Genomic DNA, 14,375 nt, shown 5'->3' on the forward strand with positions numbered 1-14,375 from the left:
GCCAGCGGCACGTCGCCGGGGCGGCAGCCGGTCTCGAGGCAGGCGTAGCGGATCGCATCCTGACGGCTGCGGAAGATGCCTCCGGCACGCCCACCAGCCTCCACGGCCACCCAATGCCCCTCGCCGTCTTGACCGACGAGATAGGAGGGCGGCGCAGAAGCGGCAGGCGGGAGCGACGGGATTGGATTCAACGCGACGGACATCGGTGTCACGGGGTTCACGCGGGCCTCTCGGGTCCGCCGCACCGAGGTATTGTCCCCGGCATAAGGGTTCGATGGGCCCGAGATCAGCCGGACATAAGGGCTGCATCAGCAACCGGGCCTGAGTGCCCGGTTGCCGGTCGTTCAGCTCAGGCGGCGTTTTCCTTGGAGCGCTCCGCCCGCTTGCGGTCGTTCGGGTCGAGGATCGCCTTACGCAGGCGGATCGACTTCGGCGTCACCTCGACGAGTTCGTCGTCCTGGATCCAGGCCAGCGAGCGCTCCAGGGTCATACGGATCGGCGGGGTGAGGCGCACGGCCTCGTCCTTCGACGTGGTGCGGATGTTGGTGAGCTTCTTGCCCTTGAGCACGTTCACCTCGAGGTCGTTCTCGCGGTTGTGCTCGCCGACGATCATGCCCTGGTACACCTTCCAGCCCGGCTCGATCATCATCGGGCCGCGGTCCTCCAGATTCCACATCGCGTAGGCGACAGCCTCGCCCTGGTCGTTGGAGATCAGCACGCCGTTGCGCCGGCCCGGCATCTCGCCCTTGTAGGGCTCGTAGGCCTTGAACAGCCGGTTCATGATCGCGGTGCCGCGGGTGTCGGTGAGCAGCTCGCCCTGGTAGCCGATCAGGCCACGGGTCGGGGCGTGGAAGACGAGGCGCAGGCGATTGCCGCCCGACGGCCGCATCTCCAGCATCTCGGCCTTCCGCTCGGACATCTTCTGCACGACGACGCCGGAATGCTCCTCGTCGACGTCGATCACGACCTCCTCGATCGGCTCCAGGAGCCCGCCGGCCTCGTCGCGCTCGAACACGACGCGCGGCCGCGAGACGGCGATCTCGAAGCCCTCGCGGCGCATGGTCTCGATCAGGATCGAGAGCTGCAGCTCGCCGCGGCCCGAGACGTAGAACGAGTCCTTGTCGGCCGCCTCCTCGATCTTGAGCGTGACGTTGCCCTCGGCCTCCTTGAACAGGCGGTCGCGGATCATGCGGCTCGTGACCTTGTCGCCCTCGGTGCCCGCGAGCGGGCTGTCGTTGACGATGAACGACATCGTCACCGTCGGCGGATCGATCGGCTGCGCCTGGATCGGGGTGTCGACCTGCGGGTCGCAGAAGGTATCGGCCACGGTGCCCTTCATGAGGCCGGCGATCGACACGATGTCGCCCGCCTCGCCCACGTCGATGGGCGCACGCTCAAGGCCGCGGAAGGCGAGGATCTTCGACACGCGGCCGGTCTCGACGACCTTGCCGGTGCGGTCGAGGACCTTGATCGACTGGTTCGGCTTCACCGAGCCCGAGGCGATCCGGCCGGTGATGATCCGGCCGAGGAACGGGTTGGCCTCCAGCAGGGTGCCGAGCATCCGGAACGGCCCATCCTCGGTCTTGGCCGGCGGCACGTGCTTCAGCACGAGGTCGAACAGCGGCTCCAGGCCGACCGACGGGTCGGCCTCCGGGCTGTCGGCCATCCAGCCGTTACGGCCCGACCCGTAGAGGATCGGGAAGTCGAGCTGTTCGTCGGTGGCGTCGAGGGCCGCGAACAGGTCGAACACCTCGTTCACCACCTCGTTGATCCGGGCGTCCGGCCGGTCGACCTTGTTGATCGCCACGATCGGACGCAGGCCGATCTTGAGCGCCTTGCCGACCACGAACTTGGTCTGCGGCATCGGCCCTTCGGCCGCATCCACCAGCACGATCACGCCGTCGACCATCGACAGGATACGCTCGACCTCGCCGCCGAAATCGGCGTGGCCGGGGGTGTCGACGATATTGACGCGGGTGTCCTTCCAGACGACCGACGTCGCCTTGGCGAGGATCGTGATGCCACGCTCCTTCTCGAGGTCGTTCGAGTCCATCGCCCGCTCCTCGACCCGCTGATTCTCGCGGAAGGTGCCGGACTGGGCCAGCAGCTTGTCGACGAGCGTCGTCTTGCCGTGGTCGACGTGAGCGATGATGGCGATGTTGCGCAGATTCATGGCGGCCCGAAACGGGTTGTGCCGGCTCCCTGGCGGCCGCGCGGCGCGGCCGTCCGCGCCGGTTCAGGTACGGAGTCGTGGTGGTTGCGTCGCAATATAAGGACGCGCGCTCTTGAGCAAGGCCGCTGACGTCATGGGCGCACCGCGCGGGCCGGATTGCTGGGGGCGGCTCCCGACTGCGGCACCGACGCCACGCCTGCGGCTGGGCCCGGCGCGAGCCGCCGTTGCAGGGCAGATCTGCATGCCCCCCGCATCGCAGGATACCCTATATGACGGCGCGATCACGCCGCGACCGGCGCGCCGCCGTCCGTATCGGGGTGTATTGGATGAAACCGGATCCCTCGGGTAGCGTATCGACCAGGGTCAAGCGTCCGACTGCGGCGATTCGGCCCTCGGGCCGCCAGGGCGGGCTTTCGTCGGAAGGACACGATGCGCGCGCTTGAGCCGCGGCTGTTCCCGTACATCTGGCGCTATTCGAAGGGCAATCAGCTCAGGATCTGCGCCGTCGTGCTGGCGTCGCTCCCGTTCTACTTCGCCTCCCTCGACCTGCCGAAGCGCATCGTCAACGACGCGATCACCGGCAAGGCCTACGCGCATGGCGAGGCGACCGCCCCATTCCTCGAACTCACCGTGGACTGGCCCGCGGCGCTCGGCGGCGGCACGACGCACCTGTTCGAGGGCTTCCAGCTCGACCGCTTCGAGCTGCTCCTGAGCCTGTCGAGCCTGTTCCTCGGCCTCGTCCTGATCAACGGCGCGTTCAAGTTCTGGATCAACCTGCAGAAGGGCATGCTCGGCGAGCGGATGCTGCGCCGCCTGCGCTTCCAGCTCTTCGCGCTGATGCTGCGCTTCTCGCCGGAGACGCAGCGGGAGGTGAAATCCTCCGAGACGGCGACGATCATTCGCGACGAGGTCGAGCCGATCGGCGCCTTCATCGGCGACGCCATCGTGGTGCCGGTGTTCCAGGGCTGCCAGGCCGCCACCGCGCTGGCCTTCATCATGATGCAGAACATCTGGCTCGGCATCGCGGCCGGCGGCATGGTCGCCGTGCAGATGATCGTGATTCCGCGGCTGCGACGGGAGATCATCCGCCTGAGCCGGCAGCGCCAGATCGCCTCCCGGGCCCTGGCCGGACGCGTCGCCGAAGTGCTCGACGGGCTGCAGGCGGTGATGCTCAACGACACCGGCCGCTGGGAGCGGGCCGAGATCGGCGGACGGCTCTACGACCTCTACGACCTGCGGCTGAAAATCTACCGCCGCAAGTTCGCGGTAAAGTACCTCAACAACCTGCTCGCGCAGGTGACGCCGTTCCTGTTTTACGCGATCGGCGGGTACTTCGCCCTGAAGGGAGAGCTCGACATCGGCCAGCTCGTGGCGGTGCTCGCCGCCTATCGCGATCTGCCCCCGCCCCTCAAGGAGCTGATCGACTGGGATCAGCAGCGCCTCGACGTCGAGGTCAAGTACGAGACCGTGGCGGCCCATTTCGGCCCGCACCGCCTGCGGCCGGTGGAGCGCGAAGCCGAGCTGCCGCCGCCACGCCTCGGCAGCCCGCTGCGTCTCGAAGGCCTGTCCCTGCGCGATCCGCAGGGGGGGGCCCCGATCGAGGTCGGCGACGCCGAGATCCGCCTGCCGGGGCGGCTTGCCCTGGTGCCGGCCGGCCCGGTGGCGCAGGAATTCGCCCGGGTCCTGGCCGGGCTGCAGCTACCGCCCGGGGGCACGATCCGGATCGGCGATCACGACCTGTCCACCCTGCCGCGACGGGATCACGCGCACCGCATCGCGTATGCCGGCATCCAACCCGTGCTGTTCCCGGGAACGCTGCGCGACAATGTCCTGTACGGGCTGCGCGTCCAGCCGCTGCGCACGCACGTCCTCGATCTCAGCAAGACGCGGATCAACGAGGCGGTGAAGACCGGCAATCCCTGCGACAGCGTCGACGATCCCTGGATCGATTTCGGACGCCTCGGGGTTCGCGACGCCCTGGATCTCGACGATCGTCTGCTCGACCTGCTCGGCCGGCTCGACCTCGGCGACGATCTCTACAGGTTCGGGCTCGGCGCCCTCAGTTCGGTGGCCCACGACACGCCGGTGGGCCAGCGGATGATCGCGGCGCGGGAGCACCTACGGGAGCATTTCGCCCAGAAGGGCCTCGCCGACCTCGTGATCCCGTTCGCCCGGGGCCGCTACAACGATCAGGCGACCGTGGCGGAGAACCTGCTGTTCGGCGTCCCCCGGGATACGTCGCTGACGGATCCGCGCCGTCTCGCCGGCGTGCCCATGTTCCGCGAGGCGCTGGAGAAGGTGAAGCTCCTCGACGAACTCGACCGGATGGGCGTCGCCATCGCCAGCAACCTGAAGGACATTTTCGCCGACGTGCCGCCGGGCCACCCGCTGTTCCGGCGGTTCTCGCTGATCACCCCGGACGCGCTGCCGGATTACCTGCGCCGCCTCGGTCGCCTGCCCGCGGCGGGGCGCCTCAGCGAAGCCGACAGCGTGGCCTTCCTGGCGCTGGCCCTGGCCTATGTCGAGCCGCGGATGCGCTTCGGCCTCCTCAATCAACCGCTGACCAAGCGGATCGTCGGCGCACGGGGTGTCGTGCAGGGCTTCATGCACGGCGACGACGGATACGACGTCGAATCCTACGATCCGAACCGGATCAACCCGCGCAGCACCGTGCTGGACAACCTGTTGTTCGGCCGCATCGACACGGTGCGGATGCACGGCGAGACGCTGATCCAGCGGGAAGCCCGCGCGGTGTTCCGGGAATTCGACCTGGAGCGGCCGATCCAGCGGCGCGGCCTCGAGAAGGAGGTCGGAAATCGCGGGCAGCTCCTGCCGGAGCGGGTCCGGGTGCGAATTGGCCTCGCCCGGGCGATCCTGCGCGAGCCGGAGATCCTCGTGGTCGACCGGGTGGACGAGCATCTGGAGCGCGGCGTCGGGACGCTGCTCGACGTGACGGAGGCCACCCTGCCCCGGGCCAGCCTGGTGGCCAGCCTCTCGACGGACTCGGATCCGGCCCGCTTCCCCGCGCGATTGGCGCTCGGAAGTGCCGAAACGCGCCTGCGGACGGCCGCGGAATGACGTAGGCGTGACCGGTCCGCGCGGCGTGCGGGCGGCGGTTTACAGGCTTGCCCGTCTTCGGCACAGGATGGCGCCACATGCCCATACTTTCGGACGCGAGCGCGAGACCGGACCGGACGACCCCGAGCCTTGCCGGCCTGCCGCGCGTGGTGCCGCCGCACCGTGCGCCACCGGAGCGGGAGCTGCCGCTCGCCGCCTACCTGCGCTCGATTCGCGACAACGCGCTGGAGGGGTTCCCCCGGCGCGCCTTCGAGGAGCCGGTCACCCGCCGGGGGCTTCTCGGACGGTCGAGCTTCGTCCTGAGCGACCCGGAGGCGATCCGGCGGGTTCTGGTCGAGAATCAGGCGAACTACGCCCGCACCACCGGAACGACCCGCATCCTGCGCCCGATCCTCGGCGACGGACTCCTGATCAGCGAGGGTTCGGCCTGGCGGCACCAGCGTCGGACCCTTGCGCCCGCCTTCACGCCACGGGCCATCGACGGGCTGGTGCCCCATATCGACGCCGCCGTGGCGGACGGGATGGATCGGATCGCCGCCGAGGCTGCGACGGGGCCGGTCGATCTGTTCACGTCGTTCTACAGGCTCGCCCTCGAGATCGCCGGGCGCGCCATGTTCTCGGTGGGCATGGACGAGCACGGCGCGGAGCTGCGCCGGTTCATCGCCGAATATGCCGAGCGGATGGGCCGGCCGCATCTCCTCGACATCGTGATCCCCCCGGGCTGGCCGGTGCCCCTCGACTGGTCCCGCGCGCGGTTCCGCCGCCGCTGGATCCCGTTCCTCGACCGGATCATCGCGGCGCGCCGGGACGCCGAGCGGGACAGGCCGCACGCGGGCGACCTCCTCGACCTGCTCGCGGCGGCGCGCAATCCGGATACGGGGGCCGCCTTCACCGCCGACGAATTGCGCGACCAGGTCGCCACCATGATCCTGGCCGGCCACGAGACCACGGCCGGCACGCTGTTCTGGGCGGCCTACCTGCTGGCCCTCGCCCCGGAGATGCAGGAGCGGGTCGCCGCCGAGGCGCGCAGCGCCGACCTGACCGATCCCACCGGCTGCCAGAGCGACGGGCGCCTGCCGCTCACCCGCGCGGTGATCGACGAGACGCTGCGCCTGTATCCCGCGGCGTTCGTGGTCGTCCGGCGGGCGCTCGGTCCCGATTCGGTTGCCGGGCATGCGGTGAAGGCGAGCGACATCGTCATGGTCAGCCCCTGGGTGCTCCATCGGCACCGGACGCTGTGGTCGGATCCGGACGCGTTCGATCCGGGCCGCTTCCTGCCGGGCGCCCCCGCGCCGCGGCGCTTCGCCTACCTGCCCTTCGGAGCAGGCCCCCGGGTCTGCATCGGCGCGCAGTTCGCCCTGAGCGAGGCCGTCCTGTCCCTGGCGCGTCTGCTGGCGCGGTTCCGGCTCGTGCTCGACGAGCGCGAACCGGTCCTGCCCCAGGCGGTGGTGACGACGCAGCCGGACCGGCCGACGCGATTCCGTCTGATCCCCCGGGATCCGGTCAGCCCTTGATCCCGGTGATCGTCGCCGAGATCGCCCGGGGATCGCGCATCGGCCAGCGGCCGCTCTCCACCTGCGCCAGGAATTCGTCGAGGAGTCGGTTGTAGGCATCCGGCTCCTCGACGGAGAGGGCGTGGCCGGTATTGGGCAGGACCGCGAGGGCCGCCGACGGGATCACCTGCTTCAGCATGAGGCTCGGGGCGAGGCAGGGCCAGTCCTCGTCGCCGGCGACGATCAGGGTTGGAACGGTCATGCGGCGCAAGGCGTCCGTGAGATCGTAGAGCGACGGGCGGCCCTTCTGCACGCCGGCCTGGGTGTTGGCCGAGCCGAGGGCCGAGTGTTCTGCGAGCATCCGCTTGAATTCGGCATGTCCGCGCGGATCCTTGGCCTCGAACTGCACCCGCGTCGGCCCGACGGCGTAGCGCTCGGCGAAAGCGGCCATGCCGTCGCGACGCAGCATCGCCGCGGTGGCGTCGGCCTCGGCGCGGAACATCGCCTGCCGCTCGGGTTCGGCGCCGTAGCCACAGCCGCCGAGACAGAGCGACAGCGCGCGGTCGGGATGCCGGAGGCCGAAATGCAGGGTTGCGAAGGCGCCCATCGAGATGCCGGCGACATGGGCCTTCGGCGCGCCGAGATGGTCGAGGATGGCCAGGATGTCGTCGGCGGCACGGGCCTGCGAGTAGGCGGAGACGGCCTCCGGGACGTCGGAAGGCGGGTAGCCGCGGGCGTTGAACGCGATCGCGTGGTAGCGCCTTCCGAAATGGCGCAGTTGCGCCTCGTAGCTGCGATGGTCGCCGGCGAATTCATGCACGAAGATCAGCGGCGTACCCCGACCGCTCTCCTCGTAGTGGAGCCGGATCCCGTCATCCGTCGCGGCGCTCGGCATGGCTACCCTTTCACCAATCTCCCCCGAGATTTGCGACATGGTGCGACGGCGCGCCCGGTCGAGAGCCGAGGTCGCGGATCGACAGGGGACCGGCACGACGAAGCCGCACCCGGCGGGCCGGGCGCGGCTTGCGGTCTACCGTGCCGGCGGGGATGGTCCCCGCCCGGCTCAAGCGGCCTTCTTGGAGGAGGCCGGCTTGGCCGACCCCTTGTTGGCCGCGACCTCGGCGAGCTTGGCCGCCAGCTTGGCGTCGAGCTTGGCCGAGGCACCGAGCGGAAGCTCGATGTCGAGGCCGAGGGTCGAGACGCCCTCGCCGCGCTCCAGGGTGACCTTCACCTTGTCGGGCTCGACCGCGACATGGTTGGCGATCACCGCCAGGATCTCCTCCCGGAGCTGGATCACGAGGTCGGGGCGACCCGACTCCGCGCGCTCGTGGGCGAGGATCAGCTGCAGGCGGTCGCGGGCGACCGCGCCGGAGCTGCGCTTCTGGAACAGTCCGAGGATGCTCACGCCGCCCTCCGCATGAACAGCTTGTCGAGGAAGGACTTGCGCTCGACCGGCAGGCTCATCGGAACGGTCTCGCCCTTGAGCCGGCGGGCCGCATCGGCATAGGCCCGCGCCGGGGCGCAGAGCGGGTTGTTGAGGGTCACCGGGCAGCCGAGGTTCGAGGCGCGCAGCACCTCCTGGCTCTCCGGGATGATCGCGAGCAGCGGGATCGACAGGATGTCGAGCACGTCCTCGGTCTTGAGCATGTCGCCGCGGTCGGCCCGCATCGGGTCGTAGCGGGTGAGGATCAGGTGCTTCTCCATGTCCTCGCCCTTCTCCGCCTTGGCGGTCTTGGAATCGAGGAGGCCGATGATCCGGTCGGAGTCGCGCACCGAGGAGACCTCGGGGTTGGTCACGACCACCGCCACGTCGGCGTGGTGCATGGCGAGCTGGGCGCCGCGCTCGATGCCGGCCGGGGAGTCGCAGATGACCCAGTCGAACTTGTCGCGCAGCTCGTCCATCACCCGGGCGACGCCCGCGTCGGTGAGCGCGTCCTTGTCGCGGGTCTGGGAGGCCGGCAGCAGGTGCAGGGTCTCCAGCCGCTTGTCCTTGATGAGCGCCTGCGGGAGCTTGGCGTCGCCGTTGACCACGTTGATGAGGTCGTAGACGACCCGGCGCTCGGCGCCCATGACGAGGTCGAGGTTGCGCAGGCCGACGTCGAAGTCGACGACGCACACGCTCTGCCCGCCCTGGGCGAGGGCCGCTCCGAGGGCTGCGGTCGTCGTCGTCTTGCCGACGCCGCCCTTGCCCGATGTGACGACGAGAACCTTTGCCACGCGTCGATCTCCCTTAATCCAGGCTTGCCATTCGGATGTTGCCGCCATCGAGCCAGACCTGGGCGGCCTTGCCGCGCAGGGCCGTGCCCATGTCCTCCGCCGTCCGCACGAGGCGGTCGATCCCCAGCAACTCGGGTTCGAATTTGCGGCAGTAGATTCGTGCGCGCGGGTTGCGCGCGGCTCCGGCGATCGCGCGACCGCGCAGGGCGCCGTAGACGTGGATGGAACCACCGGCCAGGATCTCGGCCCCCGAGGAGACCGAACCCATCACGGTCACGTCGCCGGTGGGATTGATGACGCTCTGGCCGGAGCGGACAGAGCCCTCGACGGTGATCGAGGTGACCACCTGCGGCTCCGGCTCGGCCGGGACGCTCGGGATCTCGACCTTCTCGGACGGGTGTCCCTTGACGAGAAGCGGCGGCAGGCCGTCCAGGACCGTGTCGGCGCCCTCGATGCCCAGGACCGCGATGCCGCGGGCCTTGAGTTCGTTCATTAACATTTCGAGGGCGTCCGGCTCGGGCTTGAGCTGGGCGCAATCCAGGATGACGGCCCGGCCTTTCAGCAGGGTCGGCGAGCGCTTGAGCGCCGCGTCGAGGCCCGCGAGCCACTCGGGAAGCGGCGGCTCGGGGGAGAGGGCCAGGGCCTTGAAGGCCCGTCCGCGCAGGCTGAGCGGCCGGGGCGCGGAAGGAGCCGCCGCGGGGGCGGTCTCCGGATCGATCGGCTCGGGGTGGGTCTCGCTCATGTCCGCCCGTTAAGAGTCCTTACCGGACCATTGACGGCGGGTATGGTTACCGAAGGGTTAAGTTTCTGATCCGGTCGGCAAATTCTGCCGGGATCCTTGTATCGGAGCAGCGGAGGACGCTTTCACGGCCCGACCGCGAGCGGAGTCAGGCGCCCCGTCCTTCGACCGACGGCCCGAACGTCGGCGGGGAAACGCCGCTCAACCCCGCTCGAACAGGTTGAGCTTGATCGCATCCTCCAGCAGCCGCACCTCGACGGCCTGCCCTCTGAAGGCCGGGTCGAGGTCGTCCGCGGCGCGGTAGAGGCCGTCGATCGCCACCAGCTCCGGCTCGAACCGGCGGCACCAGATCCGCGCCGTCGGGTTTCCGGCCGCGCCGGCGATCGCGCGGCCGCGCAGGGCGCCGTAGACGTGGATCGAGCCGCCAGCGATGACCTCGGCGCCCGAGGCGACGGCGCCCAGGACCGTGACGTCGCCCTCGAGATTCAGCACGGTCTGGCCGGAGCGCACGGGGGCGTCGAGGATCAGCGAGCGGGCCGTCTCCTTGGGCTGGGGCTCGGTCGACGCGGACGCGTCCGAGGCGGATTCGTCCGGCGTGGCGACCTCGCCCGCGGGCCGGCCACCCGCGAGGGCCGGCGGGGCGCCCGCCCCCAGGAGCGACGGCGCCGCGCCCTCGATCCCCAGGACGGCGATGTTGCGCGCAGCCAGTTCGGCGAGCAGCCCGTCGAGATCCTCGCGGGTGAGCCGCAATCCGGACAGGTCGAGGATCACGGGCCGGCCGGCGAAGAAGTTCGGGGCGCGGCGATTGAGGGCGTCCAGGTCGCCGAACCACTCGGCCACCGGGGGTATCGGCGCCAGGACGGTGGCCATGAAGGAGCGGCCGCGGAAGCGGATCGGCGGGCGCGCCGGCTCGGATGTCGGCTGGGTCACGGGCGTGTTCGGTGTCGCGGACAGGATCGTCCGCATCCATGGGACGCCGCCGCGCCGGGGGCAATCCCGCAATGCCTGCTGTGACGCCTTGGCGGGCCCGCGAGCGCGTTTCTGTTGTAGAGAGACCCGGCAGCCGAGCCGGACCGGACCGTTGAGCAGCGCCACTTCGCACGCCCCCGCCCCTTTCGTCGTCGATGACCTCACTCGCGCCAACCAGCGGCGGGCGGCCGATCCGCGCGCCTCCGCCTGGGTCTCGGCCAATGCCGGCGCCGGCAAGACCAAGGTCCTCACCGACCGGGTGGTGCGGCTGCTCCTCGACGGTGCCCCGCCCGGGCGGATCCTCTGCCTGACCTTCACCAAGGCCGCCGCGGCCAACATGGCGATCCGCGTCTTCCGGCTCCTCGGCCGCTGGGTGACGCTCGACGACGAGACCCTCGCCGCCGAACTCGTGGACCTCACCGGCGAGCGCGCCGGGCCCGATCGCCTGCGGCTGGCGCGCCGCCTCTTCGCCCGGGCGGTGGAGACGCCGGGCGGCCTCAAGATCGAGACCCTGCACGCCCTGTGCGAGCGGCTGCTGCACATGTTCCCCTTCGAGGCGAACGTGCCGGCCCGCTTCGTGGTGCTCGACGAGACCAAGGCCCAGGAGCTGTTCGACATCGAGATGGCCAACGTGCTGGCCGATGCCGTGGCGAACGGCGACACGCCCCTCAGCGCCGCCCTGGCGCGGATCACCCCCGAGGCGACGGGCGACACCCTGCGGTCCGCGATCCGGTCGGCCATGCGGGCCCGGAGCTTCATCGGCGACGCGGCAGGCCTCGAGAAGGCCTTCGGGCGGCTGCACGGGGCGCTGGGCCTGGCGCCGGAGGATTCCGCCGAACGGATCGAGGCCGGGATCCTGGACGGCGGCCCCGGGTGCCGTCCGGAGGATCGGGAAGCGCTGATCGCGGCACTCCGCACCGGCAAGGCCAACGACGAGAAGCTCGCCGACGCCCTGGCGGCCGCCGAGGCCGAACGGGCCGGCTCCGCGGATCTTCCCGACCGGTCCGAGGCGCTGGCCCTCTACCGCGCAGTCTTCTTCACCCAGAAGGACGAGCCCAAGGCCGACAGCAGCCTCGGGACCAAGAGCGTGCCGGCCGATGCCAAGGCGGCGTTGCTCGCCGAGCGGGATCGGCTGGAGCCGCTGTTCGACCGCCTGCGCGCCGCCCGGGCCCATGCCCGGACGCAGGCCCTGTTCCGGATCGCCGCCGAGATCCACCGCCGCGTGGAGGCCCAGAAGGCGCGCCTCGGCGCCCTCGATTTCGACGACCTGATCCACAAGGCGCTGGATCTGCTCGGGCGGGTCGGGGCCGGATGGGTCCTCTACAAGCTCGATCGCGGGATCGACCACGTCCTGGTCGACGAGGCGCAGGATACGAATCCGGAGCAATGGGCGATCCTGCGGGCGATCACGCAGGAATTCGCCGCCGGCGAGGGCGCTCGGACCGGCAGCCGCACGCGCTTCGCGGTGGGCGATCCCAAGCAGTCGATCTACGGCTTCCAGGGTGCGGAGCCGCGGGAATTCGCCCTGACCCGCGCATCCTGGATCGCGGAATCGCGCTCGGCCGGGCTGACTTTCGAGGACGTGCCGCTCACCCTGTCGTTCCGCTCGACCGACCTCGTGCTGCGCGCCGTCGACGCGGTCTTCGCCATCGATGCGCACAATGACGGCCTGTCCTTCGAGGACACGGTGCGCACGACCGTGCATGCCAGCGCCCGGCCCGGGGCGCACGGCGCCGTGGAGCTGTGGCCGATCGCCGAGCCGGAGCCCGCCGCCGAGCCGGATGCCTGGACCGCTCCCGTCGACGCGCCGGAGACCAGCGCCCCGGCGATCGTCACAGCCCGCCGGGTTGCGCAGGCGGTGCGGACTTGGACCGCGACGGGGGACGCCACCGGTCGGATCTGGCGCCCCGGGGACGTCCTGATCCTGGTCCGGAAGCGCGGGCCCGCCTTCGAGGAGGTGATCCGCGCCCTGAAGGGACTGGGCGTTCCGGTCGCCGGGCAGGACCGGCTGGAGGTCTCCGCCCATATCGCGGTCGCCGATCTGGTCGCCGCCGGGCGGGCGGGTCTCCTGCCGGCCGACGACCTGACCCTCGCCACCGCCCTCAAGACGCCGCTCGTCGGGCTGACCGACGACGACCTCGTGCGGATCGCCACCCGCCGCGACCTCGCAGAGACTCTGGAGGACGCCCTGCACCGCCATGCCGCGTCCGGCGACCCGGCCGCAAGGCGCGGGCTCGAGGCCCTGTCGGGGTGGATCGCGCTGGCCGGGCTCCACGGCCCGTTCGGCTTCTACGCGCGGCTTCTCGGGCCGCAGGGGGGCCGGGCGAAGCTTGTGGCCCGTCTCGGCGGCGAGGCGGGGGACGCCATCGACGTGTTCCTCGCAGCCGCCGCCCAGGCCGAGACCGGCGAGGACGCGCCGTCCCTCGGCGGCTTCCTCGCCCGCTACGTCGGTGCCGAGGCCGGTCACACCGTCAAACGCGACCTCGAATCGGGCCGCGACGAGGTCCGGGTGATGACGGTCCACGGCGCGAAGGGTCTGGAGGCGCCGGTCGTGGTGATCCTCGACGGCTGCGAGCCCCTGGGCCGCAACGATCCGCCCCTCCTGCCGCTCCCGGCGACGGAGATCGCCCTGCCGCCGGTCTGGTCGGGCGGGCGGACCCAGGATTGCGCCGCCACCGACGCCGCGCGGGCGGCCCTGCTCGCGAAGGCCCGGCAGGAGCACAACCGCCTGCTCTACGTCGCCATGACCCGCGCCGCCGACCGCCTCATCGTCGCGCCCTTCCGCGGCCACGAGCGCGAGAGCGAGGCGGCGTGGTGCCGGATGATCCATGCCGGCCTGCAAGCGGCGCTCGGGGCCGGCCGGACGCTGGACCTGTCCTACGGACCCGCGACGTTCTGGCAGGATGGCGCCCCGCAGATGCCGGCCCCGGCGGCGGCGGCCTCCGCAGCTACGCGGTCTCCGGAGCCGGAGCCGGACTGGCTGCGCAGCCCGGTCCCGCCGGAACCGGAGGTCGAGGCCCTGAGCCCGTCCGGCGCACTCCAGGCGGCGGACGGCGCGCGCGTACCGCCGCCGCGCCTCGCGGACGCGCAGGCCCGGCGGCGCGGGATCCTGATCCACGCCCTGCTCCAGCACCTGCCCCGCGTGGAGCCCGCCCGCCGGGAAGCGGCCGGGCTCGCCTTCGTGCGGTCCCGGGCGCCCGGCCTCCCGCGCGCGGCCCCGCACGCGATCGTCCGGTCGGTCCTTCGAATCATCGATGACCCGGATCTCGCGCCTCTCTTCAGTCCGGATGCCCGCGCCGAGGTGGCCCTGTCGGGGCGTGTCCGGGCGGCCGGCGCGGAGCGCGCGGTTCAGGGACGCGTCGATCGCCTCGCGGTGACGGCGGACGTCGTCCGCATCGCGGATTTCAAGACCGGCCGCCCGCCCGAACCCGACGCCCCCCTCCCCGCGGCGGAGGCCGGCCAGATCGCCCTCTATGCGCGCCTTCTCGCGCAGATCTATCCGGGCCGGACGATCCAGCCGATCCTCGTCTGGACCTCGGGCCCGGTGATCCGCACCCTCGGCCCCGACGACGTTGCGGCGGCACTGGACCGGGTCGGCATCGAGGCGTGAATGGTCCGTTCCGGCCGTCCGGGCGAACACGGCGACCGGCATGCGGCACCGCACATCTGTGGTGCGCCCACCGCGACGGCCGCCGGGCCGGGGCAG

General features: G+C 71.2%; 9 protein-coding genes. 3 read left to right on the plus strand and 6 right to left on the minus strand.

The features are described from left to right. Positions 1-349: 349 nt before the first annotated feature. Entirely contained in the window at positions 350-2,173 is a 1,824-nt protein-coding gene (gene typA / locus P9K36_RS19700; protein WP_043346753.1) for a translational GTPase TypA, read from the minus strand. 429 nt (positions 2,174-2,602) lie between these two features. Here typA and P9K36_RS19705 point away from each other — a divergent pair, with 429 nt between their 5' ends. Both P9K36_RS19705 and P9K36_RS19710 read left to right on the plus strand, forming a co-directional pair. Next, positions 2,603-5,251 (plus strand): ABC transporter ATP-binding protein, encoded by a 2,649-nt coding sequence (locus P9K36_RS19705; protein WP_043758745.1) that lies wholly within the window; start codon positions 2,603-2,605, stop codon positions 5,249-5,251. A 77-nt stretch (positions 5,252-5,328) separates the two neighbouring features. Beyond that, the gene (locus P9K36_RS19710; protein WP_278305825.1) at positions 5,329-6,765 is read left to right on the plus strand and encodes a cytochrome P450; all 1,437 of its coding nucleotides are present in this window, start codon (positions 5,329-5,331) and stop codon (positions 6,763-6,765) included. Here the strand turns inward: P9K36_RS19710 and P9K36_RS19715 are convergent. The 5 genes from P9K36_RS19715 to minC (P9K36_RS19735) all read right to left on the minus strand — a co-directional run bounded on the left by P9K36_RS19715 (position 6,755) and on the right by minC (P9K36_RS19735) (position 10,666). Continuing rightward, positions 6,755-7,639: an alpha/beta hydrolase gene (locus P9K36_RS19715; protein WP_043382924.1), complete on the minus strand. Its 885-nt coding sequence runs from the start codon at positions 7,637-7,639 to the stop codon at positions 6,755-6,757. The two genes, P9K36_RS19710 and P9K36_RS19715, sit on opposite strands and share 11 nt — an antisense overlap. A 168-nt stretch (positions 7,640-7,807) precedes the next feature. Then, the gene (gene minE / locus P9K36_RS19720; RefSeq protein ID WP_043346685.1) at positions 7,808-8,149 is read right to left on the minus strand and encodes a cell division topological specificity factor MinE; all 342 of its coding nucleotides are present in this window, start codon (positions 8,147-8,149) and stop codon (positions 7,808-7,810) included. Then, entirely contained in the window at positions 8,146-8,961 is an 816-nt protein-coding gene (gene minD / locus P9K36_RS19725) for a septum site-determining protein MinD (protein WP_043346690.1), read from the minus strand. The genes minE and minD overlap by 4 nt, the downstream gene beginning before the upstream one ends. A gap of 13 nt (positions 8,962-8,974) precedes the next feature. After that, positions 8,975-9,703 (minus strand): septum site-determining protein MinC, encoded by a 729-nt coding sequence (minC, locus tag P9K36_RS19730; protein WP_043382925.1) that lies wholly within the window; start codon positions 9,701-9,703, stop codon positions 8,975-8,977. Between the two features lie 198 nt (positions 9,704-9,901). Then, positions 9,902-10,666 carry a septum site-determining protein MinC gene (gene minC, locus P9K36_RS19735; RefSeq protein WP_278305826.1) on the minus strand — a complete coding sequence of 255 codons (765 nt, stop codon included), beginning with the start codon at positions 10,664-10,666 and terminating at the stop codon, positions 9,902-9,904. A 115-nt stretch (positions 10,667-10,781) separates the two neighbouring features. Between minC (P9K36_RS19735) and addA the strand changes: the two genes are divergently transcribed. Then, complete coding sequence (addA, locus tag P9K36_RS19740; protein WP_278305827.1) at positions 10,782-14,279, plus strand: double-strand break repair helicase AddA; 3,498 nt, start codon at positions 10,782-10,784, stop codon at positions 14,277-14,279. Positions 14,280-14,375: the final 96 nt, after the last annotated feature.

It is taken from the genome of Methylobacterium sp. 391_Methyba4 (assembly GCF_029691625.1).
GTDB classification, from domain to species: Bacteria; Pseudomonadota; Alphaproteobacteria; order Rhizobiales; family Beijerinckiaceae; genus Methylobacterium; species Methylobacterium fujisawaense.

Bases quoted from the DNA above. Each gene is read 5' to 3' on its own strand.
- typA (WP_043346753.1), bottom strand. From the start codon at position 2,173: ATGAATCTGCGCAACATCGCCATCATCGCTCACGTCGACCACGGCAAG.
- P9K36_RS19705 (WP_043758745.1), top strand. From the start codon at position 2,603: ATGCGCGCGCTTGAGCCGCGGCTGTTCCCGTACATCTGGCGCTATTCG.
- P9K36_RS19710 (WP_278305825.1), top strand. From the start codon at position 5,329: ATGCCCATACTTTCGGACGCGAGCGCGAGACCGGACCGGACGACCCCG.
- P9K36_RS19715 (WP_043382924.1), bottom strand. From the start codon at position 7,639: ATGCCGAGCGCCGCGACGGATGACGGGATCCGGCTCCACTACGAGGAG.
- minC (WP_043382925.1), bottom strand. From the start codon at position 9,703: ATGAGCGAGACCCACCCCGAGCCGATCGATCCGGAGACCGCCCCCGCG.
- minC (WP_278305826.1), bottom strand. From the start codon at position 10,666: ATGCGGACGATCCTGTCCGCGACACCGAACACGCCCGTGACCCAGCCG.